This is a genomic window from Sphingobium abikonense NBRC 16140 (assembly GCF_001598335.1).
GTDB classification, from domain to species: Bacteria; Pseudomonadota; Alphaproteobacteria; order Sphingomonadales; family Sphingomonadaceae; genus Sphingobium; species Sphingobium abikonense.
This window is the reverse complement of record NZ_BCYT01000018.1, coordinates 1-24269: the sequence shown is the minus strand read 5'-3', so window position 1 is coordinate 24269 and position 24269 is coordinate 1. Positions and strand designations below refer to the sequence as shown.

General features: G+C 62.3%; 21 protein-coding genes and 1 tRNA gene. 9 read left to right on the top strand and 13 right to left on the bottom strand.

The genetic code is table 11. The features are described from left to right. Positions 1-3: 3 nt before the first annotated feature. The 5 genes from SAB01S_RS15230 to SAB01S_RS15210 form a co-directional block, all read right to left on the bottom strand. Complete coding sequence (locus SAB01S_RS15230; protein WP_009821873.1) at positions 4-426, bottom strand: Fur family transcriptional regulator; 423 nt, start codon at positions 424-426, stop codon at positions 4-6. Between the two features lie 123 nt (positions 427-549). Further along, entirely contained in the window at positions 550-972 is a 423-nt protein-coding gene (locus SAB01S_RS15225) for a Ros/MucR family transcriptional regulator (protein WP_021224960.1), read from the bottom strand. 114 nt (positions 973-1086) lie between these two features. Next, positions 1087-1566, bottom strand: a complete 480-nt coding sequence (locus tag SAB01S_RS15220) for a GNAT family N-acetyltransferase (protein ID WP_021224961.1) — start codon at positions 1564-1566, stop codon at positions 1087-1089. Continuing rightward, positions 1563-2189 carry a tRNA (adenosine(37)-N6)-threonylcarbamoyltransferase complex dimerization subunit type 1 TsaB gene (gene tsaB, locus SAB01S_RS15215; RefSeq protein ID WP_062734042.1) on the bottom strand — a complete coding sequence of 209 codons (627 nt, stop codon included), beginning with the start codon at positions 2187-2189 and terminating at the stop codon, positions 1563-1565. Before tsaB ends, SAB01S_RS15220 begins: the two co-directional genes overlap by 4 nt. 86 nt (positions 2190-2275) lie before the next feature. Beyond that, on the bottom strand, positions 2276-2851 hold the full coding sequence (locus SAB01S_RS15210; protein WP_062734041.1) for a NifU family protein: 576 nt from the start codon (positions 2849-2851) through the stop codon (positions 2276-2278). Between the two features lie 96 nt (positions 2852-2947). Here SAB01S_RS15210 and SAB01S_RS15205 point away from each other — a divergent pair, with 96 nt between their 5' ends. The 4 genes from SAB01S_RS15205 (at position 2948) to SAB01S_RS15190 (ending at position 9288) form a co-directional block, all read left to right on the top strand. Further along, on the top strand, positions 2948-3418 hold the full coding sequence (locus SAB01S_RS15205) for a pyridoxamine 5'-phosphate oxidase family protein (RefSeq protein WP_062734092.1): 471 nt from the start codon (positions 2948-2950) through the stop codon (positions 3416-3418). 281 nt (positions 3419-3699) lie between these two features. Beyond that, positions 3700-5079 carry a DEAD/DEAH box helicase gene (locus tag SAB01S_RS15200; RefSeq protein ID WP_062734039.1) on the top strand — a complete coding sequence of 460 codons (1380 nt, stop codon included), beginning with the start codon at positions 3700-3702 and terminating at the stop codon, positions 5077-5079. A 95-nt stretch (positions 5080-5174) separates the two neighbouring features. Next, on the top strand, positions 5175-8066 hold the full coding sequence (locus tag SAB01S_RS15195; protein ID WP_062734038.1) for a M16 family metallopeptidase: 2892 nt from the start codon (positions 5175-5177) through the stop codon (positions 8064-8066). A 97-nt stretch (positions 8067-8163) separates the two neighbouring features. Continuing rightward, positions 8164-9288: a glycosyltransferase family 4 protein gene (locus tag SAB01S_RS15190; protein WP_062734037.1), complete on the top strand. Its 1125-nt coding sequence runs from the start codon at positions 8164-8166 to the stop codon at positions 9286-9288. A 7-nt stretch (positions 9289-9295) separates the two neighbouring features. Here SAB01S_RS15190 and SAB01S_RS15185 read toward each other — a convergent pair whose 3' ends face one another. After that, entirely contained in the window at positions 9296-9883 is a 588-nt protein-coding gene (locus SAB01S_RS15185; protein WP_031297574.1) for a TetR/AcrR family transcriptional regulator, read from the bottom strand. Positions 9884-10000: 117 nt separating this feature from the next. Between SAB01S_RS15185 and SAB01S_RS15180 the strand changes: the two genes are divergently transcribed. From SAB01S_RS15180 to SAB01S_RS15165, 4 genes are all read left to right on the top strand, one after another. Beyond that, on the top strand, positions 10001-11185 hold the full coding sequence (locus SAB01S_RS15180) for an efflux RND transporter periplasmic adaptor subunit (RefSeq protein WP_062734035.1): 1185 nt from the start codon (positions 10001-10003) through the stop codon (positions 11183-11185). A 3-nt stretch (positions 11186-11188) separates the two neighbouring features. Then, positions 11189-14365, top strand: coding sequence for an efflux RND transporter permease subunit (locus tag SAB01S_RS15175; protein ID WP_062734034.1), 3177 nt, complete (start codon positions 11189-11191; stop codon positions 14363-14365). 4 nt (positions 14366-14369) lie between these two features. Further along, on the top strand, positions 14370-15782 hold the full coding sequence (locus tag SAB01S_RS15170) for an efflux transporter outer membrane subunit (RefSeq protein ID WP_062734032.1): 1413 nt from the start codon (positions 14370-14372) through the stop codon (positions 15780-15782). Between the two features lie 259 nt (positions 15783-16041). After that, the gene (locus tag SAB01S_RS15165) at positions 16042-16983 is read left to right on the top strand and encodes a glutaminase (RefSeq protein ID WP_062734031.1); all 942 of its coding nucleotides are present in this window, start codon (positions 16042-16044) and stop codon (positions 16981-16983) included. A gap of 2 nt (positions 16984-16985) precedes the next feature. On the opposite strand, the gene SAB01S_RS15160 is transcribed toward SAB01S_RS15165, so the two are convergent. The 7 genes from SAB01S_RS15160 to aroA all read right to left on the bottom strand — a co-directional run bounded on the left by SAB01S_RS15160 (position 16986) and on the right by aroA (position 23697). Continuing rightward, complete coding sequence (locus tag SAB01S_RS15160; protein ID WP_062734029.1) at positions 16986-18770, bottom strand: cation:proton antiporter domain-containing protein; 1785 nt, start codon at positions 18768-18770, stop codon at positions 16986-16988. A 241-nt stretch (positions 18771-19011) separates the two neighbouring features. Continuing rightward, a tRNA-Leu gene (locus SAB01S_RS15155) sits at positions 19012-19097 on the bottom strand. 48 nt (positions 19098-19145) lie between these two features. Then, positions 19146-19436, bottom strand: a complete 291-nt coding sequence (locus SAB01S_RS15150) for an integration host factor subunit beta (RefSeq protein WP_021225008.1) — start codon at positions 19434-19436, stop codon at positions 19146-19148. 158 nt (positions 19437-19594) lie between these two features. Beyond that, entirely contained in the window at positions 19595-21307 is a 1713-nt protein-coding gene (gene rpsA / locus SAB01S_RS15145) for a 30S ribosomal protein S1 (RefSeq protein WP_021225009.1), read from the bottom strand. Between the two features lie 163 nt (positions 21308-21470). Beyond that, positions 21471-22115, bottom strand: a complete 645-nt coding sequence (gene cmk / locus SAB01S_RS15140; protein WP_062734027.1) for a (d)CMP kinase — start codon at positions 22113-22115, stop codon at positions 21471-21473. Then, positions 22112-22360 carry a CBU_0592 family membrane protein gene (locus SAB01S_RS15135; protein WP_062734026.1) on the bottom strand — a complete coding sequence of 83 codons (249 nt, stop codon included), beginning with the start codon at positions 22358-22360 and terminating at the stop codon, positions 22112-22114. The genes cmk and SAB01S_RS15135 overlap by 4 nt, the downstream gene beginning before the upstream one ends. After that, positions 22357-23697, bottom strand: coding sequence for a 3-phosphoshikimate 1-carboxyvinyltransferase (gene aroA, locus SAB01S_RS15130; RefSeq protein ID WP_062734024.1), 1341 nt, complete (start codon positions 23695-23697; stop codon positions 22357-22359). Before aroA ends, SAB01S_RS15135 begins: the two co-directional genes overlap by 4 nt. A gap of 147 nt (positions 23698-23844) precedes the next feature. On the opposite strand from aroA, the gene SAB01S_RS15125 reads away from it, so the two are divergent. After that, positions 23845-24180: a TIGR02300 family protein gene (locus tag SAB01S_RS15125; RefSeq protein WP_009821851.1), complete on the top strand. Its 336-nt coding sequence runs from the start codon at positions 23845-23847 to the stop codon at positions 24178-24180. Positions 24181-24269 lie beyond the last annotated feature (89 nt).

Below are 24269 nucleotides of genomic sequence, written 5' to 3'. Positions count from 1 at the left end.
CCGTCAGTTTTTGCGGTCGAGTGCGACGCCGTACAACTCCATCCGGTGATCGACCAGCCGGAAGCCGAGCTTTTCCGCGATCTGCTTTTGCAGCTGTTCCAGCTCCGGATCGACGAATTCGATCACATTGCCGGTTTCGACGTCGATCAAATGGTCGTGGTGCGATTCCGGCGCGGCCTCATAACGGGCGCGGCCATCACCGAAGTCATGGCGTTCCAGAATGCCGGCTTCTTCGAACAGGCGTACGGTGCGATAGACGGTGGCGATGGAAATGCCAGGATCAATCGTGGCGGAGCGTTTGTGCAGTTCCTCGACATCGGGATGATCGGACGCATCGCTCAGCACCTGGGCGATCACCCGGCGCTGCTCTGTGATGCGCAGCCCCTTTTCATGACACAGGGCTTCGACGTCGATTTTGCGGTTCATGCAGGCTCGCTTAGTGGATTCAGGCGAAAAGTCGGACCAAGCCTAGCGGCTTTTGCCCATGCGGGAAAGGGGCGCATCGGCCGACACGCCCCTTTCCAGAAAAAGTAGCGCTTGATGCCGCGATTACTTGCCGCGGGTGCGCCGACGCTTGGTGCCCAGGCCAATCTTCTTCGCCAGATTGCGGCGCTGTTCGGCATAATTGGGCGCGACCATCGGATAGTCAGCGGGCAGGTTCCACTTGGCGCGATAGTCTTCGGGCGTCATCTGATAATGCGTCATCAGGTGGCGCTTGAGCATCTTGAGCTTCTTGCCGTCCTCCAGGCACACGATGTAGTCGGGCTTGATCGACGCGCGCACCGACACGGCGGGTTCGGGGCGGACTTCAGGCGCTTCGACCGGCTGGTTCAGTGCAGACAGGGCGGCATGAACATTCTGGATCAGCGTCGATACATCGGACACCGCAACGCTATTGTTGGAGACATGCGCGGCAACAATATCGGACGTCAGCGTGATAAGCAGTTCGTTCTGCGCGGATTCGGTTTCCATGGTCCTGTTTCCTGCCAATTTATACAGTGATGCGACCCGCCCGACGGAATATTTTTCAGGAGCGGTATTGCGTCGCCTAATGTTCGCGACGGGTTTGTGCAACCGGATATTGCTTCAGAGGGCCATATCGATGCGAAAACTTAAGGCGTCATATAATTGACCATCATTGCCGCGATAATAACCTGGACGGCGATGCACATATTCGAAGCCAATCTTCTCATAGAGTTGAATGGCGTTATTTGTCGCGCGCACTTCAAGATTCATGGAAGTGATCCCGCGTCGCCGCGCGGTGCGTAGAGTTTCCCGCAGCAACGTTTCACCGATGCCGCGCCCACGCCACAGCGGCGCGACCGCCAGCAACAGCAGTTCGCATTCATCCAGAACCGACCGCACCAGCGCAAATCCCAGCGGTGACGCATCCAGCCGCGCGACCGTCAACCAAGTGCCGGGCATGATCATCACGCCCGCCAATTGCGGCAGCGTCCAGGCTTCGCCAAAGGTCGGGTCGAAGGCAGCGGTCATCACGTCCATCGTGTCGGCCATGGCATTGCGATCAGCGCCTTCGTGCAGGTCGAGGGAAAGTCCGGGCATCATGGCAAGGCCCTCTCCGCCATCGTCTTCGCGTCCGCTCCGCGACCATAAATGGGGGAGGGCGGCAGGCCGGGGAGCGTTTCAATCAACGGCCATGCGGAGGCGTCGGGATAAAGGGTGATCGCGGTGCCGGTGCCGCGTTCGGTCACCAGCGTTTCGGCGCCGGTTCCATAGATGACAGGGGCGTCGATGTGACGCGCCAGCTCCGCAATCGGGGTCGAACGGATGGCGCCATGCTCCGTGCGGCCATCAGCACTAAAGCCTTGCCAGAATAATTCGCCATGACCGCCGGTGATCGTCACGATCAAGGGGCCGTCGCCATGGTCGATCGCCGCCTGCGCAGCGATAATAGACGGCGCGCTGAAGCCGTGAAGCGGAACGTTCCAGGCCAGTGCCAGGGCGCGCGCCGCCGCAATGCCGATCCGCACGCCCGTGAAGCTGCCCGGGCCGACATCAACCGCGATTGCATCGGCGCGTCCTCCGTCCGGCAGGGCGGCGATGGCCGGCAGCAATGCTTCGGCATGACCGCGCCCGACAATGTCATGAAAGCGCCCGATCGGCGTGCCATCCTCCAGCAACGCCACGGACAGGGCCTGTGTCGCAGTGTCGATCACCAGCAGGCGCAAGAAATACTCCCGTTCAGCGTCCGCCAGATGCGGAGTCGCGTAGCGGTTAGTCGATCAGCGTCGATTTGCCAAATAAGCTTATGGGATCAGACCGCCCGCACTTCGGTGACTTCGGGCACATAATGTTTGAGCAGCTGTTCGATGCCGTTCTTGAGCGTAGCCGAAGAGGAAGGACAGCCCGCGCAAGCGCCCTGCATCTTGAGGTACACCGTGCCCTTGTCAAAGCCGCGATAGATGATGTCACCACCATCGTTGGCGACGGCCGGCCGCACGCGCGTGTCGATCAGTTCGCGGATCTGATCGACGATTTCGGCATCTTCAGGATTTTCCGCAAACGCATCCTCATCGGCCGGGACGTGAATGTCGCCAGCCGATCCCGCTGCAAACAACGGCATGTTCGCCGAGAAATGTTCAAGGAGGATCGAAAGGACATCGGGCTTGACGTCGCGCCAGTCGGATCCTTCGCCGATTGTAACGGAGATGAAGTCGCCGCCGAAGAAGACGCCGGTAACATCGCCCAACGTAAAGAGGGCACTCGCAAGCGGCGAGGCTTCCGCTTCCTCAGGCGACGCGAAATCCCGCGTGCCAGCGCCCATGACGACGCGGCCGGGGAGGAATTTGACGGTCGCCGGATTAGGCGTCGGTTCAGTCTCGATCAGCATTACGCGCATGTGGCGATTTGCCGCGCCAAGATCAACCCGTCGGAACTTCGCCCGCGACCGTTGATTGAGTGTGGCAAATAGCAAGGAGACGCGATGATGAGCACCGAAACGGAAATCCGCGAACGCTTTTGGAAAGAATTGTCGGAAAGCCCTTTTCTGATGGTCGGCCTGCAAGGGTCGCAGGAGCATAATCTGCCGATGACCGCGCAGCTGGACCCGGAGGCCAATCATTGCTTCTGGTTCTACACAACGAAGGATAATCGTCTGGCCCCCGCTGGTTCGGCCATGGCGCAATATGCATCCAAGGACCATGATCTGTTCGCCTGCATCGACGGGACATTGGCCCCGGAAACCGACCCTGCCATCATTGATCGCTATTGGTCCAAGCAGGTCGAGGCCTGGTATCCGCAGGGGCGTAACGATCCCAATCTGCTGATGCTGCGCTTTGACCTCAATACCGCTGAAATCTGGCGCGCCGAAATGTCGATTAAGGGCGTTTTCAAGATGATGTTCGGCGGAGACGTTCGTTCGGAGATGAAGGGCAAGCACGCCGAAGTCTCGCTCTGATCCGATATATATTGCGTGAGCGGCCACCGGATGGGTGGCCGCTTGCTTTTTGCCCGTAACGCCGGCATATGCGCTGCGGCGCAGCAACCGGCTCTCACAGGCCCATAGCGATTGGCAGCGTGATCGTCCCCGACGCCTAAGGAGCGGCAAGGGACCGGCCAATGACCAGCCTGCGCCAAGCTTTGAGGCTTCCCTTTTCACGCGGGTCGTTTCGTAACCCGCCTCGCGCCCTCTCTGTGACAGTCACGGACGGTCGGCGCTGGCCGATATGTGAGACTATCATGGAATTTACCGATCTGGGCTTGTCCGAGCCGATCCTGAAGGCGCTTGCCGCCAAAAAATACACGTCCCCCACGCCCATTCAGCAAAAGGCAGTTCCGGTCCTGCTGGAAGGCCGTGACCTGTGTGGCATTGCACAGACCGGCACTGGCAAAACGGCGGCCTTCGCACTGCCCAGCCTGGACTATTTCGCCCGCCATCCCAAGCCGACGCCCGTGCGCGGCTGCCGGATGCTGGTGCTGTCGCCGACGCGCGAGCTGGCCGCGCAAATCGCGCAGAGTTTCCGCGATTATGGCCGCTTCCTTAAGTTGAGCGTCGAAACGGTGTTCGGCGGCGTGCCGATCAACCGCCAGATCAAGGCGCTGAGCCAGGGCGTCGATATCGTCGTGGCGACGCCGGGCCGCCTGCTGGACCTTATCGATCAACGCTGCTTCACCATCAAGGATACCGAAATCTTCGTGCTCGACGAAGCGGATCAGATGATGGACATGGGCTTCATCCATCCGTTGAAGCGCATTGCCAAGCTGTTGCCGGCCGATCGGCAGAACCTCTTTTTCTCCGCCACCATGCCAAAGGAAATCGAGGCGCTGGCCGGTCAGTTTCTGAACGATCCGGTTAAGGTCAGCGTCGCCCCGCAATCCACGACGGCCGAGCGGGTGCGTCAGCAGGCGACTTTCGTCAATCAGGCGGAAAAGCAGGCGTTGCTGCACATCGTGCTCAAAACCGAGGATATTGATCGCGCGCTGATTTTCACGCGCACCAAACATGGCGCCGATCGCGTCGTGCGTTTTCTGGAAGGGGCAGGCATCGACGCCTTCGCCATCCATGGCAATAAGAGCCAGGGCCAGCGCACCACCGCCTTGCAGGCGTTTCGCCAAGGCAAGGTCAAATTGCTGGTCGCGACCGACATCGCCGCGCGCGGTATCGATGTGTCGGGCGTCAGCCACGTCATCAACTTCGAAATCCCCAATGTGCCCGAACAATATGTCCACCGGATCGGCCGCACGGCGCGGGCAGGAGCCGAAGGCGTGGCGATCAGCTTCGTCGCCGATGATGAGCGGCCCTATCTCAAGGCGATCGAGCGTGCGACGCGCGTGAAGCTGGACGTGACGCCGCTGCCGGAGAATTTCCTGGAGGCCGTGCGTAACCTGCCCAAGCCCGCGCCACAGCGCAAAGGGCCGAGCCAGAGCCCGTCGCAGCAGGCCAAGCGCGCCGAAGGGCAGCGCCGCTATCAGGATCAGCAGAAAGCGCAGCGGGGCGCGCCCGACAAGGCGCATCGGGGTGACGGGGATGGTGCGGGCGCCAAAAAGCCATTCCGCCGGCGTCGGCGCGGCGCGGTCGGCGCGCACAAGGGCGCGGTGCAGCGGACTGGCGCGCGCTAAACAGCAATGAAAGAAAGGGAGGCGGCGCTCAGTTGCCTCCCTTTCCTGATTTTGTCAGTGGTGGTTCAGGAAAAGGGCGCTAGGCTCGTCCTCCTATGCGTTTTTCCCCCCGCCGTTCGGCTGCCTCGCTCCTCATCCTCTCCCTGTTGCTTTCCGGCGCGCCGCAGTCGCTGGCCGCGCCAGCGCAACAGCCCGCAGCTCCGGTCAATCAGGATGCGGGCAAGGCGCAGGTTCGCCCATGGCTATATGAAAATAGCGATGTGCCGATTGACGCTGCATGGCGGTTCGGCACGCTGCCCAACGGATTGCGCTATGCTGTCCGGCGCAATGGCGTTCCGCCGGGGCAGGTATCGATCCGCCTGCGGGTGGACGTCGGTTCGCTCATGGAGCGCGAGGATGAGCAGGGTTACGCCCATTATATGGAGCATCTGACCATGCGCGGGTCGCGCCATGTGCCCGATGGTGAATCCAAACGTATCTGGCAGCGGCTGGGCGTCACCTTTGGCAGCGACAGCAATGCCCAGACAACGCCCACCGGCACGACCTATGCGCTGGACCTGCCGCAGGCGACGCAGGCCAGCCTGAGCGAAAGCATGAAGATATTGGCCGGCATGATGGCCGAGCCAAATATCAACGAAACATCGGTCGATGCAGAACGCGCGGTGGTGCTGGCCGAGAAGCGCGAGAGCGATGGCCCGCAAAGCCGCATTTCCGACGCCAACCGGCTGCATTTCTTTGCTGGACAGCCCTTGGCCGAACATGCGCCGATCGGCACGGTGGAGACGCTGAAGGCCGCAACCCCTGCGAAAATGGAAGCATTTCATCAACGCTGGTATCGGCCCGAAAACACCGTGATCGCGATTTCGGGGGATATCGATCCGGCGCTTGCCGAACAGCTGATCAATGGTAATTTCGCCAGCTGGAGCCCGACCGGAAAAGGCGAGAACATCCCCGACTTTGGCGCGCCCGATCCGAAGGCGCCAGCGACGCGCGTATTTGTCGAACCCGGCGTGCCGGTCAGCCTGACCATGGCCTGGCTGCGGCCCTGGACCCCGCATGCCGACACCATCGTTTATAACCAGGACAAGCTGACCGACATGCTGGCGTTGCAGATCGTCAGCCGGCGGTTGGAACGGGCAGCCCGCAGCGGTGGCAGCTTCCTGCAGGCCAGCGTAGAGCAGCAGGATGTCAGCCGGTCCGCCGACGGCACCTTTGTGTCGATCATGCCCAGCAATGATGACTGGCAAAAGGCCCTGCGCGACGTGCGGGCGATCATCGAGGACGCCAAGGCCGCACCGCCCAGCCAGGCAGAGATCGACCGCGAATATGCGCAGATGGATACCGCGCTTGCGATCCAAGTCGAAAACGCGCCGACAGAAGCAGGAGCCAAGCAAGCGACCGACCTGGTGAGCGCCGTCGATATTCGCGAAACAACGGTCAGCCCGCAGGCGGCGGTGGAGATATTTCGTGCCGGCAAACCAGCGATGACCCCGCAAAAGATTCTCGATTCCACGCGGCGTCTGTTTTCCGCAGGGGTGTTCCGGGCAATGCTGGTGACGAGCAAGGTCGAGCCGGGGCAGGACGAGCGACTGGCCGCTGCCCTTTCCGCGCCAGTCAAGGCCGCCACGGACGCGCGGCTTTCGGACAAGCCCGTTACGATGGCTGACCTGCCCGACCTGGGTACGCCGGGGACAGTGGTATCGCGGACGCAGGTCGGTTTGCCGAGCATGGAGACGATCACTTTCTCCAACGGGGTGAAGCTGGTGCTGTTCGCCAATGACGCCGAACCGGAAAAAGTACGGATCAATGTTCGTTTCGGCCATGGTCAGCAGGCCTTTTCGCCGGTGAAGCCGGTGCCGAGCTGGGCCGGGGGCTATGCACTGATGGCGAGCGGCATCGGCGATCTGGGCCAGAGTGAGCTGGACGAGCTGATGATCGGCCGCCGCATGGGAATGGATTTCGACACCGACGACGACGCCTTTGAAATGCAGGCGGTGACGCGGCCGGCGGACTATAAGGATCAACTGCGTCTGTTTGCCGCCAAGCTGGCCAAGCCCGGTTGGGACCCGGCCCCGATCGCGCGGGTCAAGACTGGTGCGATGGTTGCCTATGACGCCATGTCCCGCGCACCGGACTCGGTGATGGGTCGCGATCTCAACTGGTTGCTGCATGACAAGGATGTGCGCTTCCGCACGCCGTCGCGCGCAGAGATTGATGCACTGACGCCGGAAGCCTTCCGCGCGACCTGGGCGCCGGTGCTGGCTTCGGGACCGATCGAAATCCAGCTGTTCGGGCATGTCGACGCCGATGATGCGATCAAGGCGGTCGCCGCCACATTTGGCGCACTGCCCCCACGGGCCGACACGCCGGTCCCGGCCGCAAACAAGGCGATGCGCTTTCCTGCCCATGTCGAAAAGCCCGTGGTATTGCGACACAAGGGCGACAAGGATCAGGCAGCCGCCGTCATGGCCTGGCCCACTGCTGGCGGCTTTGCCTTGCAGCAGGAGGGGCGCCAGCTGGAAATTCTGACTCAGATCTTCAATGATCGCCTGTTCGACAAGCTGCGGTCGACGGAGGGTGCGGTCTATTCACCCAGCGTCCAGAATAACTGGCCCTTTTCCTATGATAGTGGCGGATATATATTGGTCACGAGCCAGGTACGGCCAGACCGGATCAGCTATTTCTACGATGCGGTGAAGGCGACGGCGGCCGATCTGGCGGCCAATCCCGTCAGCGCGGATGAACTTCAGCGCGCGGTTGCACCGATGCAGCAATTGCTGATGCGCGCGAGTACCGGCAACGCCTTCTGGATGAACCAGATGGAAGGGGCGACACATGATCCGCGCTATGTCCAGGCCATGCAGACGATGGGCAAGGACATGCTGAGCGTCACGCCGGCGCAGTTGCAAGCGCTTGCCGCCAAATATCTGGTTCCTGCCAAAAGCTGGTCGGCGATCGTGCTGCCCGAAGGCGTCACCGCCAAATAAGGGATCATTTGCGGCTTTTTTCTTGCCCCTGAACGGGCCGGGCGACTAGGCGGCGGCTTCGGCAGCGTGGGGCAGGAATGATGAAGGGCGGACGGCGTTGAGCGTACGGGTGATCCTGTCGGTGGAAGCGCTGGAGCCGCGACTTTCGGGCATAGGCCGCTATAGCTGGGAACTGGCGCAACGATTGCCATTGATCGAGGATGTCGAGAGCGTCCGCTATTATCGCAATGGTCAGTGGATCACCGATCCTGGATTGCTGCTGACCGATGGCCGGCAACCCCTTTGGGGCAACAAGCCGTTGCGATGGTTACGCAAGCGCAATCAATGGGCCGTTCGGTTGAAGCAGGCGGCAACGATGCGCAGCCACCTGTTCCACGGGCCCAACTACTTCCTGCCGCCCGCTGGCGAGGGGGGCGTCATCACCGTGCATGACCTGTCGGTGTTTCGCTATGCCCAAACGCATCCCCCCGAGCGGCTGGCGCAATTTGAGCGCTATTTTCGTCTGTCGGTGGATCGGGCTGCGCATATCATCACCGACAGTGAGACGACGCGGCAGGAAGTCGCCGATTTCCTGGGTTTTGACCTGTCGCGGATCACGGCAGTACCGCTTGCAGCCAGTCCGGCATTCCAGCCGCGCACCGCTGATGAGGTTGCAGCGACGCTGGCGCGGTACGGCCTGGCGCCCCAAGGCTATGCATTGTGCGTGTCGACCGTCGAACCGCGCAAGCGCATCACGGAATTGCTGCACGCCTGGAAAAACCTGCCCATAGCTGTGCGCGATCGCTGGCCGCTCATGGTGACGGGTGGATCGGGGTGGCTGAGCGAGGCTGTCCGTGGCCTGATGGACAAGGGCGCGCGCGAAGGGTGGGTCCGGTATTTGGGCTTCGTGCCGGAACAGGATTTGCCGTTGCTTTATGCCGGGTCTGCGCTTTTCGTTTATCCGTCGGTCTATGAAGGGTTCGGCCTGCCGCCGGTCGAGGCGATGGCCAGTGGCGTGCCCGTCGTCGTATCCAACGCGTCCTGCCTGCCCGAAGTCACCGGCGGTGCGGCGATGCTGGTCGAGCCGGAGGATATTGCCGGATTTTCAACGGCGCTTGTTCGGGCTTTGGAGGATGACGACTGGCGGCAGCACGCCATACACAGTGGGCTGGCGGTCGCCGGTCGCTATAGCTGGGACAGGTGCGCGCAAGAAACAGTGGACGTGTATCGCTCCCTGCGTTGAGCGATGATCAGCGTATTGCCTTCAACCCCGCGACGATCATCTGCGCCGCTCGCTTGGCGGCGATGACGGCGGGAAGCTTTGGACGCGACAATGTGCGATGGCCCAGCCCGAACATGCATGCCAAAAGCAATTCTTCCGCCGCGTCGAGCGCTTCCCCGGTCAGGTCAGGATTGGCGACACAGGCGAAGTCACGCAACACGACTCGAAATCCAAGGCACAGCTGGCCAATCATTCCACCAACCGCTTCGTTACGAAAGGCTTCGGCCAGGATCTCGAACGACAGCGCTTCATCCTTTTCGTCGGTGCTGTGAAGGAGCATCGCTTCAAAGGCCTGCTCGACTGACAACTCCTTCGCATCGAGGCGGGAGCGAAGAATGGTCATTTGGGCCGTCCACGCGTCCGAGTCGACGCGAACCAGCGCCTCGATCACGTCTTCCTTCCCTTTGAACAAGCGATAGATTTGGCCGACCGACACCTGAGCGGCGCTGGCCAGCTGGGCCATGGAGGTCTGATGGAAGCCCTTGCTTGAAAAAAGCGAGCGCGCGGCGGTCAAGATCCGCGCACGTCCGTCGACTTCATGCTGCACTGCACTCATTTCTACCCCCAATAGCTCTTTTGAGCCTTGAACTTTCTGTGGCATGATCCTACCTGCGCAGCAAGCGGAATGAACGTTCATTCCGACATTAGGTTTCAGGCAAAACGGATTCAGGCGATGCAAAAGGGGATTTTCACCGTGCTGCTGACGTGCGCGTCGGCATTGACGTTGAGCGGCTGTGGCGAAAGCCAGCCGCCTGCGCCCCCGCCGCCTGCGGTCGGGGTGGTGACGGTGACTACGCAGTCTGTGCCTTTGGTCAATGAACTGCCAGGACGAGTGGCGGCGCTGGAAACCGCCGAAGTGCGCCCTCAGATCAGTGGTGTCATCCGTCGCAGCCTGTTCCCCCAAGGCGGCTATGTTCGCGCCGGCCAAGTCCTGTTCGAAGTGGAGGACGCGCCCTATCGTGCCGCCTTGGCGCAGGCACAAGGCGCCCTCGGACGCGCGCAGGCCGCCATCGGATCGACCAGCCTGCAAGCCCAGCGCTACAAGGATCTGGTGGGGATCAACGCGGTCAGCCGGCAGGAATATGACAATGCGGTAGCCAGTGCGCAGCAGGCGCGGGCAGATGTTGCAGCGCAGCGTGGCGCGGTGCAGGCTGCGCAGGTCAACCTTGGCTTCACGCGAATCCGCGCGCCGATATCGGGCCGTATCGGGCGGTCGCTGTTCACCGCAGGCGCACTGGTGCAGACCGGACAGGCGGACCCGCTCGCGACGATCCAGCGCCTCGATTCAGTCTATGTAGACGTGACGCAGTCGGCAGCGGAAATCATCGATCTGAAGCAAGCGATGAAAAAGGGCGGGGTCAGTGAAGCCGACGGGGCCCGGATTCAGTTGATGCTGCCCAACGGCACGGTCTACCCCATTGAGGGACGGCTCCAATTTTCCGAAGTGACGGTCGACCCCGATACCGGAGCGGTGACGCTGCGTGCGACCTTCCCCAATCCCGATGGGTTGCTGCTTCCTGGCATGTATGTCCGCGCGCGACTGGTCGAAGGCCAGCGCAATTCCGCGATCCTCGCGCCGCAGCAGGGCATCAGTCGCGACGCGCGCGGCCGCGCAACGGCGATGGTGGTGGGTAAAGACAATAAGGCCGAGCTACGTCAGGTCGAAGTTGATCGCGCCGTTGGCGACAAGTGGATCGTTACCAGCGGCCTGAAACCCGGAGACAAGCTGATTGTGGAAGGGCTGGTCAACCTCAAGCCCGGAGCAGTGGTTCGCCCTGGTGCTCCACAGCAGATAACGGCGCAGCAGCAGGGTGGAAAGCCCCGCGCTGGCCAGCAGGTTCAGGGCGAGGCCAACTAAATCATGGCGCGCTATTTCATCGACAGGCCCATCTTTGCATGGGTCATCGCCATCGTCATCATGCTCGCGGGCCTGCTGGCGATCCGGTCCCTTCCGGTCGCGCAGTTCCCTGAGATCGCGCCGCCGGCTGTCACCATCCAGACCAGCTACCCTGGCGCCAATGCTCAAACGCTGGAAAGCACGACGACGCAGATCATCGAGCAGCAACTCAAGGGCATCGACAATCTGCGCTATTTCTCGTCCACCAGCGACGGGTCGGGCAATCTCAGCATCACGCTGACGTTCGAGCAGGGCACGGACCCCGACATTGCCCAGGTGCAGGTTCAGAATAAATTATCGCAGGCGACGCCGCTGCTGCCGCAAGAGGTGCAGCAGCAAGGGCTGCGGGTCGGCAAGTCCACATCCAGTTTCCTTTTGATCGCAGCGGTCTACGCCGACGATGGCATTCACGATCAGGAGGACGCGGCCGATTTCATCGCATCCACGCTGCAGGACCCACTTAGTCGCGTCACCGGCGTGGGCGATACGCAGCTTTTCGGATCGCAATATGCGATGCGCATCTGGCTCGATCCATACAAGATGGCGAATTTGCGCATCACGACGGGCGACGTGAAGTCCGCGATCCAGGCGCAAAATGCTCAGGTTTCGGCGGGCCAGATCGGTGGCGCGCCCTCACCCAAAGGGCAGGCTCTCAACGCGACCGTCACGGCGCAGTCCCGACTGCGGACTACCGAGGAGTTTGAGAATATTCGACTGCGCAGCAACAGTGATGGGTCGGTCGTCCTGTTGTCCGACGTCGCTCGCGTCGAGCTTGGGGCCGAAAATTACGGCTTTGGCGTCAAGTTCAATGGCCATCCCGCGTCTGGTTTCGGCGTGAAGCTCGCACCCGGCGCCAATGCGCTCGATACCGTTGACGCGGTGAAGACCCGCGTGGACGAATTGTCGAAGAATTTTCCATCCTGGGTCAAATATGATTTCCCGGTCGACAATTCCGAGTTCGTCACCTTGTCGGTCGAGCAGGTTATCCATACGCTGTTCGAAGCAATCCTGCTTGTCTTTGTCGTCATGTTCGTTTTCTTGCAGAACTGGCGTGCGACGCTCATCCCCACCATTGCCGTGCCGGTCGTCCTGCTCGGCGCGTTGGCGGTCCTGTACGCGGCCGGTTTCACCATCAATACGCTGACGCTGTTCGGTATGGTTCTGGCGATCGGCCTGCTGGTCGACGACGCGATTGTCGTGGTGGAAAATGTCGAGCGGCTGATCCAGGATGAAGGGCTGACGCCCAAGGAAGCTGCGCGGCGATCCATGGATGAAATCAGCGGCGCGTTGATCGGCATTGGCTTGGTGCTGTCTGCGGTGTTTCTGCCGATGGCCTTTTTTGGCGGGTCGACCGGCGTTATTTTCCGGCAGTTCTCCATTACCATCGTATCCTCCATGATCCTGTCGGTTCTGGTGGCGTTGATCCTGACGCCGGCCCTGTGCGCGACGATCCTGAAGCCTGCGTCGCATGGCCATGATCAATGGTCAGGACGGTTCGGATCGATCTTCGGTCGCTTTTTCGGCTGGTTCAACCGCACCTTCGACAAGGGCGTCACGCGCTACGGCGAAGGCGTTGAAAAGGTGGAGCGTCGCTGGGGCCGCACCATGCTGCTCTATTTGCTGATCGTGGTGGGAATGGCATTCATCTTCCTGCGCCTGCCATCGGGTTTCTTGCCCGAAGAAGATCAGGGTCTGCTCATCGCACAGCTATCCCTGCCGGCCGGGTCGACGCTGGAGGAAACAGAGCGTTCGCTGGCGCGGATGCGCGACCATTATCTGGTCGATGAAAAGAACAATGTGGAGGCCGTCTTCACCATCGCAGGCTTCGGCTTTGTGGGGCAGGGGCAGAATGTCGGCATCGTCTTTGCCCGCATGAAGGATTGGGCGGATCGCAAAGGCGCGGAAAATGCGGTCCCGGCGATCGCGCAGCGTGCGAACATGGCGTTCCAGAAGATCACCGCCGGCATGGCCATCGCCTTTGTGCCGCCAGCCGTTCAGGAACTGGGTAATGCGTCTGGTTTCGATTTCCAGCTGCTCGACCAGGGCAATCTGGGCCATGACAAGCTGTTGGCGGCGCGCAACCAGTTGCTTGGCATGGCTATGGGCGATCAGAGGCTGGCCCAGGTGCGGCCCAATGGGCTGGAAGATACGCCTCAGCTGAAATTGAACGTCGATCAGGCGGCAGCGGGCGCGCTCGGCATCGCGCAGGCCGACGTCAACGATACGATCAGCACCAATTTGGGCGGCGCCTATGTCAATGACTTCATTGATCGGGACCGCGTGAAGCGTGTCTATGTTCAGGCCGATGCGCCTTATCGCACCTCTGCCGACGCGATCGGCGCCTATCATGTCCGGGGCAGTTCCGGCGAAATGGCTCCTCTTTCCGCCTTTTCGACGACCGAATGGGTCCAGGGGCCAGCGCGTCTGGAACGCTTCAACGGCGTGCCGTCGATGAACATCCAAGGCGCGCCGGCACCGGGCGTCTCCAGCGGAACGGCGATGCAGGCGATGGAGGAGCATGCCGCCAAACTGCCGGCAGGCATCGGCTTCAGCTGGAACGGCATTTCTTATGAGGAGAAGACCTCAGGTGGTCAGGCCCCCTATGTCTATGCCCTGTCGATGCTGATCGTGTTCCTGTGCCTTGCCGCCTTGTATGAAAGCTGGTCCGTGCCGATCGCGGTCATCCTAGTGGTTCCGCTCGGCGTGCTGGGCGCGGTCGTCGCCGCGACGCTGGCGGGCCTCAACAACGACATTTATTTGCAGGTCGGCCTTATCACGACCATCGGCGTATCGGCCAAGAATGCGATCCTGATCGTGGAATTTGCCGAGGAAAAAATGCGCGAAGGGTTGCCGCCCGCTCGTGCCGCGCTGGAAGCCGGTAAGCTGCGCCTCCGGCCGATCCTGATGACCAGCTTTGCCTTCGTCTTCGGCGTCCTGCCGCTGGCGCTGTCCACCGGCGCGGGTGCGGGGGGGCAGAATGCCATTGGCTGGGCCGTGGTAGGCGGCATGCTGTCCGCGACGGTTCTGGCCATCTTCTTCGTTCCGGTCTTCTTCACGGTGGTGAAACGCTTGTTCCGGGAACATCATGATCACGACGCGACTGATAGCGCCGATGCGCGCCCGTCGTCGCAGGAGGCTTGAGACTATGCGCAGCATCAAGACGCTGGGCGCTGTCACCTTGTCGCTGACTTTGGCAGCGTGCGATATGGCGCCGAAATATGTGCGGCCCGACCTGCCGGTGCCGGTCGAGAGCCCCAAAGGGCCAGCCTACGCTGAGACGGGCGAGGGCACGGCGGTCACCCCAGCGGACACGGCATGGCGAGACTTTTTCACCGACCCCCGGATGGTGCGCGTGATCGAGACGGCTCTTGCCAACAACCGCGACCTGCGTATCGCTGTCGCCAATGTTGCCCAGGCGCGCGCGCAATATCGTGTGCAGAGGGCCGATCTCTTTCCGACTGTGAACGCAAGCGGCACGGCGACTTATTCCGAGCAACCGCTGGTGCAGTTCGGCCAGACGCAACGGCTGAACAACGACGTCTATCAGGCGCAAGTCGGCGTTTCTGCATGGGAAATCGATCTGTTCGGCCGCGTACGCAACCTCAGCAAGGCGGCGCTGGAGCAATATTTTGCAAGCGAGGAAAATCGTAAGGCCGCGCAGACCAGCCTTGTCGCGGAAACCGCCAATGCCTGGCTGACGATGGCGGCAGATCAGGAACGGCTGCGCATCGCGCGGGAACTGGAAGGGGCGTTCGGCAAAACCCTGGCCCTCACCAAGGCGCGGTTCGACAAGGGTATCGCATCGGAACTGGAGGTGCGCCAGGCGCAGACCAGCTATGACCAGGCACGATCGGATATAGCGGATGCGACCACACTGGTCGCGCAGGACCAAAATGCGCTCAACCTGCTGGCCGGCACGACTGTGCCTGCAAGCGACCTGCCTGACAGCCTTCCGACGGGCGGGGCGACGATCACGAACCTGCCGGCCAACATCACGTCCGACATTCTGTTACAGCGGCCCGATATCGCGTCTGCGGAGCATCAGTTGCGATCCGCCAATGCCAATATCGGTGCGGCGCGGGCCGCTTTCTTCCCCAATATCTCGCTGACGGCTGCGTTCGGATCGATCAGTCAGGGGCTTTCCAATCTGTTCGGATCGGGATCGGACTTCTGGTCTGTGGCGCCGTCGGCAAGCCTGCCCATTTTCGATTTCGGGCGCAATCAGGGGAATCTCCGCTACGCACGGGCGACCTATGACGCCATGGTGGCGACATATGAGAAAAGCGTGCAGACCGGTTTCAGGGAAGTCGCCGACGCATTGGCTCGGCGGGGGACGATGGAGCGGCAGCTGGAGGCCCAGACGTCGCTGCGCGATTCGGCTCGTGTCGCCTACACCCTTTCCGAAGCCCGGTTCAGGGCGGGGGTGGACAGTTTCCTGACTACGCTGGATTCGCAGCGATCGCTCTACACCGCCGAACAATCTCTGGTAGCGACCCGGCTGACGCGCGAGGCCAATATGGTCGAACTGTACCGAGCGATGGGCGGTGGCCTTAAATAGGGTTTGACCGCACCCAGCGGGAGGGAGAGCGTTGGCGGCGGCGATAGGCTGCCCTCCCGGTTCCGAGTCTCGCGAGCGACAGCGGATTTGTTGCGCTCTGCCGCCCGCAAGGTCGGCCGCTGCGCGGGGGGGGCGGCGCCCCTGTGGCGTGACCCGCTTTCGATCATCACGTCCTGCCAGCGACGTGGCCTTGAGCGTTGGCCATCTTCTTTCCTGTCCTGCTTGTCGCTAAGGTGTCTTGGGGAGCATCAGGGAAGACATGGCGGACGATCTTACCGATATCGTGGCAGACATCGTCGCCACCATGCGAAGCGCTCAGGATCGCGGCCGCGTCGCCCATTATATCCCCGAACTCGCCAAGGTGGAGCCGCATCATTTCGGCATCGCCGTGGCGACGGCGGACGGGCAAATGGTGACAGGCGGCGAGGCCAACCTGCGCTTTTCCATCCAGTCCATATCAAAGGTGTTCGCGCTGACACTAGCGCTTGGGAAGGTTGGCGATCAGCTATGGGATCGCGTGGGACGGGAGCCATCGGGCACCGCTTTCAATTCGATCGTGCAGCTGGAGCATGAGCAGGGCATTCCCCGCAATCCCTTCATCAACGCAGGCGCCATTGTGGTCGCCGACGTCAATCTGGGCGGTCATCAGCCGCGCGTCGCCATCGGTGAAATGCTCCGCTTTCTGCGCTATCTGGCGGGTGACGACGACATCGCCATTAACGAGGAAGTGGCCGCATCCGAAACCGCATCGGGCTTTCGCAACATGGCGCTGGCCAATTATATGCGCGCTTTCGACAATGTGCGCCATCCGGTCGAACTGGTGCTCGGCGCCTATTTCCATCAATGCGCGATCGAGATGAGTTGCCGGCAGCTGGCACTTGCGGGACGCTATCTGATGCTGGACGGACGGCATCCCGATGGCGGTCGGGTGGTGTCACCGCGCCGGGCGCGGCGTATCAACGCGCTGATGTTGACCTGCGGCCATTATGACGCATCGGGCGACTTCGCCTTTCGGGTTGGCATGCCCGGCAAATCGGGGGTCGGGGGTGGCATATTGGCGATCGTGCCAGGGCGCGCGTCGATCGCGGTGTGGTCACCGGGCCTGAACGCCAGCGGCAACAGCCAGTTGGGCACATTGGCGCTGGAGGAGCTGTCCAGCCGGACCGGATGGTCGATCTTCAGCCCGCCCGTCGCCCGCTGACCTCACTGTGTTTCGTCTGCGCGCAGCCGCCGCAATTTGGGCGCTTTCTGCATCTGCGCCGCATCCTTGATCCCCAGGCGCAAATCCTCGCGCGTCTGGTGAATGGAGGCGATAACCGGCCCCATGGCAACGCCAAGGTCTACCAGCGCGGTTTCCGCCAGTTGCAGCGAGCTTTCGAGCGTTTCGGGGACGGCGTCGCTGGCGCCGGCGCGATAGAGCTGCGCAGCATGGTCCGCATCGCGCGCGCGCGCAATAATGGGCAGGTCTGGCACCCAGCCGCGCACCCGCTGCGTCACGCGAACCGACAGCACCGGATCGTCCATCGTCAGAATAAGCGCGCGCGCATGGCCCAGGCGCAGCTTGTCGAGCATTTCGACGCGCGCGACGTCGCCAAACAGGATGGGATAGCCCGACCGGCGCGCCTCCGCCACGACATCAGGGTCGGACTCCACGACGATGAAGCGCTGACCATGTGTGCGCAAAAGGTCGCAGACCATGCGGCCGACCCGGCCAAAGCCGATGACCACCGCTGCAGCCTCCGTCTGCACTTCGTCGGTATCCGCTCTTTCCTCGCCCAAAGCCATTTCCAGGCGGCGGGCGATATCATGGCCGAATCGCGCGAGCAGCGGCGTGATGGTGAGGCCGATTGCCGTCACGATCTGCCAGAAGGCGGCGGTCGATGGCAGGATCAGCTGTGCGGCGGCGGCCGCAGACAGGACGATCAATGTCGTTTCAGACGGGCTGGACATCAGCACGCCAACTTCCAGCGCGGTCCCTTTGCGGGTGCCCGAGAAATAGAGCAGGGCCGCTGTCACTAGCGTCTTGCACAGCACGACCCCGAACACGGCGAGCATCAGGCTGGGCCAGTTGGCCAGAATGACGCGCAGGTCCAGGCTCATGCCCACGGTGATCAGAAAGACGCCGAGCGCCAGGCCCTTGAACGGGGCGGTGATGACCTCGACTTCGCCATGATAATCGGTTTCCGCGATCAACAAGCCCGCGACCAGCGCACCGACGATCGGCGACAAACCCGCGATCGAGGTTGCCATGCTGGAAATGATGACGACCAGCAGGCTGGCAGCCAGAAAGACTTCGGGGCTTTTCGTGCGTGCGGCCTGGCTGAAAATATGGGGCAGGGTGATGCGCCCCAGGATCAGCATGACGCCAACGGTCACGCCCCCCTTGACCAAGGTGCTGGCGAGCGCGCTCCACGCGCCATCCGGGCTGCTGGCCACCGAGGGGGCAAGCGCGCCGAGCATGAAGATGATGGGGACAAGCGCAAGGTCTTCGAACAGCAGCATCGAGAAGGCGGCGCGGCCAACCGCGCTCTGCGTGCCGACCATCGGCAGCACGACGGCGGTCGAGGAGAGGGCGAGGGCGAGGCCAAGGCCGATCGCGCCGGCGGTGGGTTGCCCCAGAAGATAGAGTCCCGCCGCAATCAGCAGTCCGCTGCCGAACAATTCGGCCGCACCAACCCCGAACACCTGCGCGCGCATCGACCACAGGCGTTTGAAACTCAGTTCCAGACCGATCGAAAAGAGCAGCAGGATAATACCCAGCTCGGCAAAGGGTTCGATCGCTTCCCTGTCGGAAATGGTGATATGGTAGAGCCACGGATAACGCTCGACCAAGGCGCCCAGCCCAGCGGGTCCGACTGCCAGCCCAACCAGGATGAACCCGATAACCGGGCTGATCCGGAAGCGCGCGAAGCCGGGTATCACCAGCCCCGCCGCGCCAAGGATTACGAGGGAGTCACTGAAACTATTGGGATCAATCGCGCCGGCCATGCCCCATCATTGCCGCTGCGAGAGCGAAAGGCCAGTATTTAAGTAGAAAAATGCCTGCAAGGGGTCCGCGCGCTGTTCATGAGGGATCGGTGAAACGAAAGGGCGGGTGTTATGGGAAGCACAGGCGCCGGCAAGTTTGACATGATGCCGACATGCCAAGTCCGGCGGGAGGTGCGCGACAACTCCGGCAAAATGGTAGAGCGTCGCGTCACTCGCCAGCGCTGGCCATCATAGTGCGTGATGGTGCGGACGGCGGGACTTGAACCCGCATTTCCAGGGGAAGGCGGATTTTAAGTCCGCTGCGTCTACCGATTTCGCCACGTCCGCATATGCCACGGCCATAGCCGGCGCGGCGATCAGGTCAAGTCGCAGAACTCAGGCTTCGCTGCCGCTGTTCAGGCGTTCGCGCATTTCCTTGCCCGGCTTGAAATAGGGAACGCGCTTGGCGGATACGGGCACCTGCTCGCCGGTGCGAGGGTTGCGCCCCGTGCGCGCATCACGGGCGCGGGTCGTGAATGCGCCAAAGCCACGCAATTCCACACGACCGCCCGACGCCAGACGATCGACGATTTCACGGAAGAAGAGGTCGACGATCCGCTCAACCTCCGGCACGGTCAGTCCCGGATTTTCCTCGGCCAGCTTTTGAATCAGTTCCGAACGGATCATTGGTGTCCAGCGCCCCTCTGCTGTTCCCTGCCGTTTCATACTGCTTTTGGAAGGCGTTGACAATTGCCCGCTACATTATCGTTGCGATTGTGTCATAATGAGAAAGGCCCGCCGAACGTGGGGTCCGACGGGCCTTTCGCCTAAAGGTTCTGAAGGGATCAGCCTTCGGTCTTGGCCTTGAGCGCTTCGCCCAGAATGTCGCCCAGCGACGCGCCGCTGTCGGACGAGCCATACTGTGCCACGGCCTGCTTCTCTTCGGCGATCTGCATCGCTTTGACCGAGAAGGTCGGCTTCTTGGCGCGGTCGAAACCAGTCACCATGGCGTCGAACTTCTGGCCGACCTGGAAGCGTTCGGGACGCTGTTCGTCGCGGTCGCGGCCAAGGTCGCTACGCTTGATGAAGCCGGCAGCGCCGTCTTCCCCGGCCTGGACTTCCAGACCACCGTCGCGCACTTCCAGAACCGTCACGGTGACGATCGCGTTCTTGTTGAGGCCAGCGGCAGCAGCCGCAGTGCCGCCAGCGGCCGGGCCGCCACGCTCAAGCTGCTTCATGCCAAGGCTGATGCGCTCCTTCTCGACGTCGATGTCGAGAACGACGGCCTGTACCGTCTCGCCCTTGCGATGCAGCGCCAGCGCGTCTTCGCCCGAAATGCCCCATGCGATGTCGGACATGTGCACCATGCCGTCGACGTCGCCGTCCAGGCCGATGAACAGGCCGAATTCGGTCGCATTCTTGACTTCGCCCTCGACGGTCGAACCGACGGGGTGACGTTCGGCAAAGCTGTCCCAGGGGTTCGACTGCGCCTGCTTGAGGCCCAGGCTGATGCGGCGCTTCTCGGGATCGACTTCCAGAACCAAGACTTCGACTTCCTGGCTGGTCGACACGATCTTGCCGGGGTGTACGTTCTTCTTCGTCCACGACATTTCCGAAACGTGAACCAGACCTTCGATGCCCGGCTCCAACTCGACGAAAGCACCATATTCGGTGATGTTCGTGACGCGGCCCGTCAGCTTCGCGCCGACCGGATATTTGGCGCTCGCGCCTTCCCACGGATCGCTTTCCAGCTGCTTCATGCCCAGCGAGATGCGCTGCGTGTCGCGGTTGATGCGGATGATCTGCACCTTTACCGTGTCGCCGATGTTGATCATCTCGTTGGGATGATTGATGCGCTTGTAGCTGAGGTCGGTGACGTGCAGCAGGCCGTCAATGCCGCCCAGGTCGACGAACGCGCCATAGTCGGTGATGTTCTTGACGACGCCTTCGATGATCTGCCCTTCGGCCAGCGTCTGGATGAGGCCGCTGCGCTGTTCGGCGCGGGTTTCTTCCAGAATGGCGCGGCGCGACACGACGATGTTGCCGCGGCGACGATCCATCTTGAGGATCTGGAAGGGCTGCGGAATGTCCATCAGAGGCGTGACATCGCGCACGGGGCGGATATCGACCTGGCTGCCGGGAAGGAACGCGACGGCGCCGTCGAGGTCGACGGTGAAGCCACCCTTGACGCGGCCGAAGATGACGCCTTCGACGCGGGCGCTTTCGGTAAACTCGGATTCCAGCTTGTCCCAGGCGGCTTCGCGGCGCGCGCGGTCGCGCGACAGCATGGCTTCGCCATGAGCATTTTCGACGCGGTCGACATAGACTTCGACTTCGTCGCCGACCTTGAGGTCAGCCTTCTGGCCGGGCATCGCGAATTCGCGCAGCGGCACGCGGCCTTCGGATTTCAGGCCAACGTCGATGACGGCCAGGTCGTTTTCGATACCGGTAACGGTGCCCTTGACGACGCGGCCTTCGAAACCGCCATCCTCGCCACCGAGAGAATCATTGAGCAGCGCGGCGAAATCGTCGCGCGAGGGAAATGCCGTAGAGGCCATTAAGTCGTTCCTTCACTCGTCATTGCTGGCCAACCGGTTGTGTCCGGTGGTCTTTGGCCAAACTACGCGCCAGGCCGAATACCCGCCGCGTATCCAATGGGTTGAGGGCAAAGGGACGCGCCGTCGAGAAAAGCGAAAAGGGCGCCCGGAAAATCCGCGCGCCTTATCGGGTCACTCGTGGAGAGAGACCTTCAAGCTGGGCGTCCACAAGCGCGATCGCCCGCTGGACGGCCAACTCTATAGTCAAATCCGACGTGTCGAGCAAGTCCGCGCCATCGGCAACCCGCAACGGAGCATGATCCCGGCTCATGTCGCGGGTGTCGCGCGCCTGAATGTCGGCGACCAGCGAGTCCATGTCGGGATGTCCACCATGCGCGAGCGCATCCTTGTAACGGCGCTCGGCCCGCACGTGCACACTGGCGGTGACGAAAATCTTGGCGTCGGCATCGGGTGCGATGACCGTGCCGATGTCACGCCCATCGAGGATCGCGCCGCCGGGCTGGGTCGCAAAGTCGCGCTGCCGCTGGACGAGCGCGTCGCGCACGACCTGATGCACGGATACGCGACTGGCGAGGCTGCCGACCGCTTCGCTGCGCAGAGCCGGGTCGGCGAGGAGCGAATCGCTGAAATCACAGGCGGCGAGGGCATCCTCCTCCCGGTCCGGATCGCCGCCGGCCTTGAGCACCGACAACCCCACTGCGCGATAGAGCAGACCCGTATCCAGCACCGGCAACCCATAATGGCGGCCCAATGCCTTGGCGATTGTGCCCTTGCCCGATGCGGCGGGGCCGTCGACGGCGATGATCATTGCGTTTTCCTGCGGAGCGCGTTGCCAAGACCGAGCAGCGCGATGGCTGCCCAGACGATTTCCAGCGCCATCGACGCCATGTTGAAATGGACCGTCAGCGACCAGATGAGAAGCAGCGATCCAAAGAGGTTGAGGAGATTGAAAATGACGAAATTTAGCTGCCGGGCCATATTGCTGTAGGCATAGGCCACCACCATGAGCGCGCTGCCGGCAAGGCCGACCAGATTGGCAAGGTCAAGGGTCATGCCACTGCCCCCAATTGACGCAGCAACGGCATGAAGGTCGGGAAGCTGGTGGCGACCGGGCGCATGTCGTCGATCGTCACGCCGTCGTGGCACATGAGGCCTGCAATGGCGAAGCTCATGGCGATGCGATGATCCAGCTTCGTCGCGATCGGTCCGCCGCCCGGCAGCAACTGCCCGCCCGTGCCCTCGATGATTAGGCCGTCTTCCAGTTCCTCCACCCGCGCGCCTATGGCTCGCAGACCTTCGGCCATGGTAGCGATACGGTCGGATTCCTTGACCCTCAGTTCCTCCAGCCCTCGAAAGACGCTGCGCCCGTGGGCCAGGGCGGCGGCGACGAAGGCGACCGGATATTCGTCGATCATGCTGGGTGCGCGGGCGGGATCGGGTTCGAAGCCGTGCAGAGCGGACGCGGTGATGATCAGGTCGCCGACCGGCTCGCCGCCGACGTCTCGCTGGTTCACCACCTCGATCGCCCCCCCCATTTCACGCAGCAGGTCGATCAGTCCGGCCCGCGTGGAATTGAGACCGACATTGCCGATCGTCACTGTGGACCCCGGCACGATCAGCGCCGCGACCATCGGGAAGGCGGCGGAGGAGGGGTCGCCCGGCACGACAATCTGCTGCGGCTGAAGTTCGGCCTCACCCACAAGCGTGATGACCCGCGTCCCATCGGCCTGCGTTTCGACGGTCAAGTCCGCGCCGAATCCCTGGAGCATGCGTTCGCTATGGTCGCGCGTCGGGACCGGCTCGACGACCCGCGTGATGCCCGGCGTATTGAGACCGGCCAGCAAGATGGCCGACTTCACCTGCGCCGATGCGACGGGCAACTCATAATCCAGCGGCACCGCCGGGCACGCGCCCTTCATCGTCAGCGGCAGGCGGTTTCCGGGGCTGGTCGTGAAGCTGGCGCCCATCTGGGCCAGCGGCTCCGTCACCCGCGCCATCGGACGCTTGCTCAAGGATGCGTCGCCGGTGAATGTAGCGGTGAGGTCATGGCTGGCGAGCAGGCCCATCAGCAACCGCGTCGACGTGCCGCTATTGCCCATGTCAAGCGCGGTATCTGGCTGCAACAGTCCGCCGACGCCCACGCCGTGAATATGCCAGACGCCGTCGGCGTCACGCTCGATCCGGGCGCCCATGGCCCGCATCGCGGCGGCAGTGGCGAGCACGTCTTCGCCTTCCAGCAGTCCTTCGACCCGGCTTTCCCCCACCGCCAGAGCGGACAGCATCAGCGACCGGTGCGATATGCTCTTGTCGCCCGGTACGGTGACGTTGCCCGAAAGCGGGGGCGCTGCGCGGAAGGTCATGGGCATAGGCTGGTCTTGGGTCTGGGTCACAAATGCCCCTTGTCATGGAACGGAAAAAATCTCCGCGGCTTTTGACAGCGGGGTTTGCCTATGGCAAGGCGCGCCTCGTTTCGCGGGCGACCAGGCTGTTGCGCCGCGTGATTTCTGTTTGAGCATCGAAGAAGGAACAGGCCGGACATGGTGAAGGCTGAATGGGGCACGAAGCGGACCTGCCCGAAATGCGCGACTCGCTTCTACGATTTGGGCAAGGACGATCCGGTGGTGTGCATCAACTGCAATACCGCCTGGGAGCCCGAGCCGGTGCTGAAGTCGAAGCAGCCCTTGCCCTATGAGGAAGCGCCCAAGAAGGTGGTGGAAACCGCCGACGGCGAACGGGAAACGGCCGACGATGATCTGGATCTGGATATCGACGTCGATGACGACGATGATTCCCCGGACAATGACGTCGATCTGGGTGGTGACGACGACCTGGGCGTCGAAGCCGGCAATGACGACGACAATGACGACAATTAACTGAAAATTCCGCTTGCCAATGGGGTCCGACGATCCTAGAGGCAGCGACCTCCGAAGCGCCGGCCCAAGCGGCGCTTCGGGTTGGTGAC

Excerpts from the sequence above, each read along its gene's own strand:
- SAB01S_RS15135 (WP_062734026.1), bottom strand. The coding sequence starts at position 22,360 with ATGACCCTTGACCTTGCCAATCTGGTCGGCCTTGCCGGCAGCGCGCTC.
- SAB01S_RS15175 (WP_062734034.1), top strand. The coding sequence starts at position 11,189 with ATGGCGCGCTATTTCATCGACAGGCCCATCTTTGCATGGGTCATCGCC.
- SAB01S_RS15180 (WP_062734035.1), top strand. The coding sequence starts at position 10,001 with ATGCAAAAGGGGATTTTCACCGTGCTGCTGACGTGCGCGTCGGCATTG.
- SAB01S_RS15170 (WP_062734032.1), top strand. The coding sequence starts at position 14,370 with ATGCGCAGCATCAAGACGCTGGGCGCTGTCACCTTGTCGCTGACTTTG.
- SAB01S_RS15165 (WP_062734031.1), top strand. The coding sequence starts at position 16,042 with ATGGCGGACGATCTTACCGATATCGTGGCAGACATCGTCGCCACCATG.
- SAB01S_RS15220 (WP_021224961.1), bottom strand. The coding sequence starts at position 1,566 with ATGATGCCCGGACTTTCCCTCGACCTGCACGAAGGCGCTGATCGCAAT.
- SAB01S_RS15160 (WP_062734029.1), bottom strand. The coding sequence starts at position 18,770 with ATGGCCGGCGCGATTGATCCCAATAGTTTCAGTGACTCCCTCGTAATC.
- SAB01S_RS15200 (WP_062734039.1), top strand. The coding sequence starts at position 3,700 with ATGGAATTTACCGATCTGGGCTTGTCCGAGCCGATCCTGAAGGCGCTT.
- rpsA (WP_021225009.1), bottom strand. The coding sequence starts at position 21,307 with ATGGCCTCTACGGCATTTCCCTCGCGCGACGATTTCGCCGCGCTGCTC.
- SAB01S_RS15125 (WP_009821851.1), top strand. The coding sequence starts at position 23,845 with ATGGTGAAGGCTGAATGGGGCACGAAGCGGACCTGCCCGAAATGCGCG.
- SAB01S_RS15230 (WP_009821873.1), bottom strand. The coding sequence starts at position 426 with ATGAACCGCAAAATCGACGTCGAAGCCCTGTGTCATGAAAAGGGGCTG.
- SAB01S_RS15150 (WP_021225008.1), bottom strand. The coding sequence starts at position 19,436 with ATGATCCGTTCGGAACTGATTCAAAAGCTGGCCGAGGAAAATCCGGGA.
- cmk (WP_062734027.1), bottom strand. The coding sequence starts at position 22,115 with ATGATCATCGCCGTCGACGGCCCCGCCGCATCGGGCAAGGGCACAATC.
- SAB01S_RS15210 (WP_062734041.1), bottom strand. The coding sequence starts at position 2,851 with ATGCTGATCGAGACTGAACCGACGCCTAATCCGGCGACCGTCAAATTC.
- SAB01S_RS15185 (WP_031297574.1), bottom strand. The coding sequence starts at position 9,883 with ATGAGTGCAGTGCAGCATGAAGTCGACGGACGTGCGCGGATCTTGACC.
- SAB01S_RS15205 (WP_062734092.1), top strand. The coding sequence starts at position 2,948 with ATGAGCACCGAAACGGAAATCCGCGAACGCTTTTGGAAAGAATTGTCG.
- SAB01S_RS15225 (WP_021224960.1), bottom strand. The coding sequence starts at position 972 with ATGGAAACCGAATCCGCGCAGAACGAACTGCTTATCACGCTGACGTCC.
- SAB01S_RS15195 (WP_062734038.1), top strand. The coding sequence starts at position 5,175 with ATGCGTTTTTCCCCCCGCCGTTCGGCTGCCTCGCTCCTCATCCTCTCC.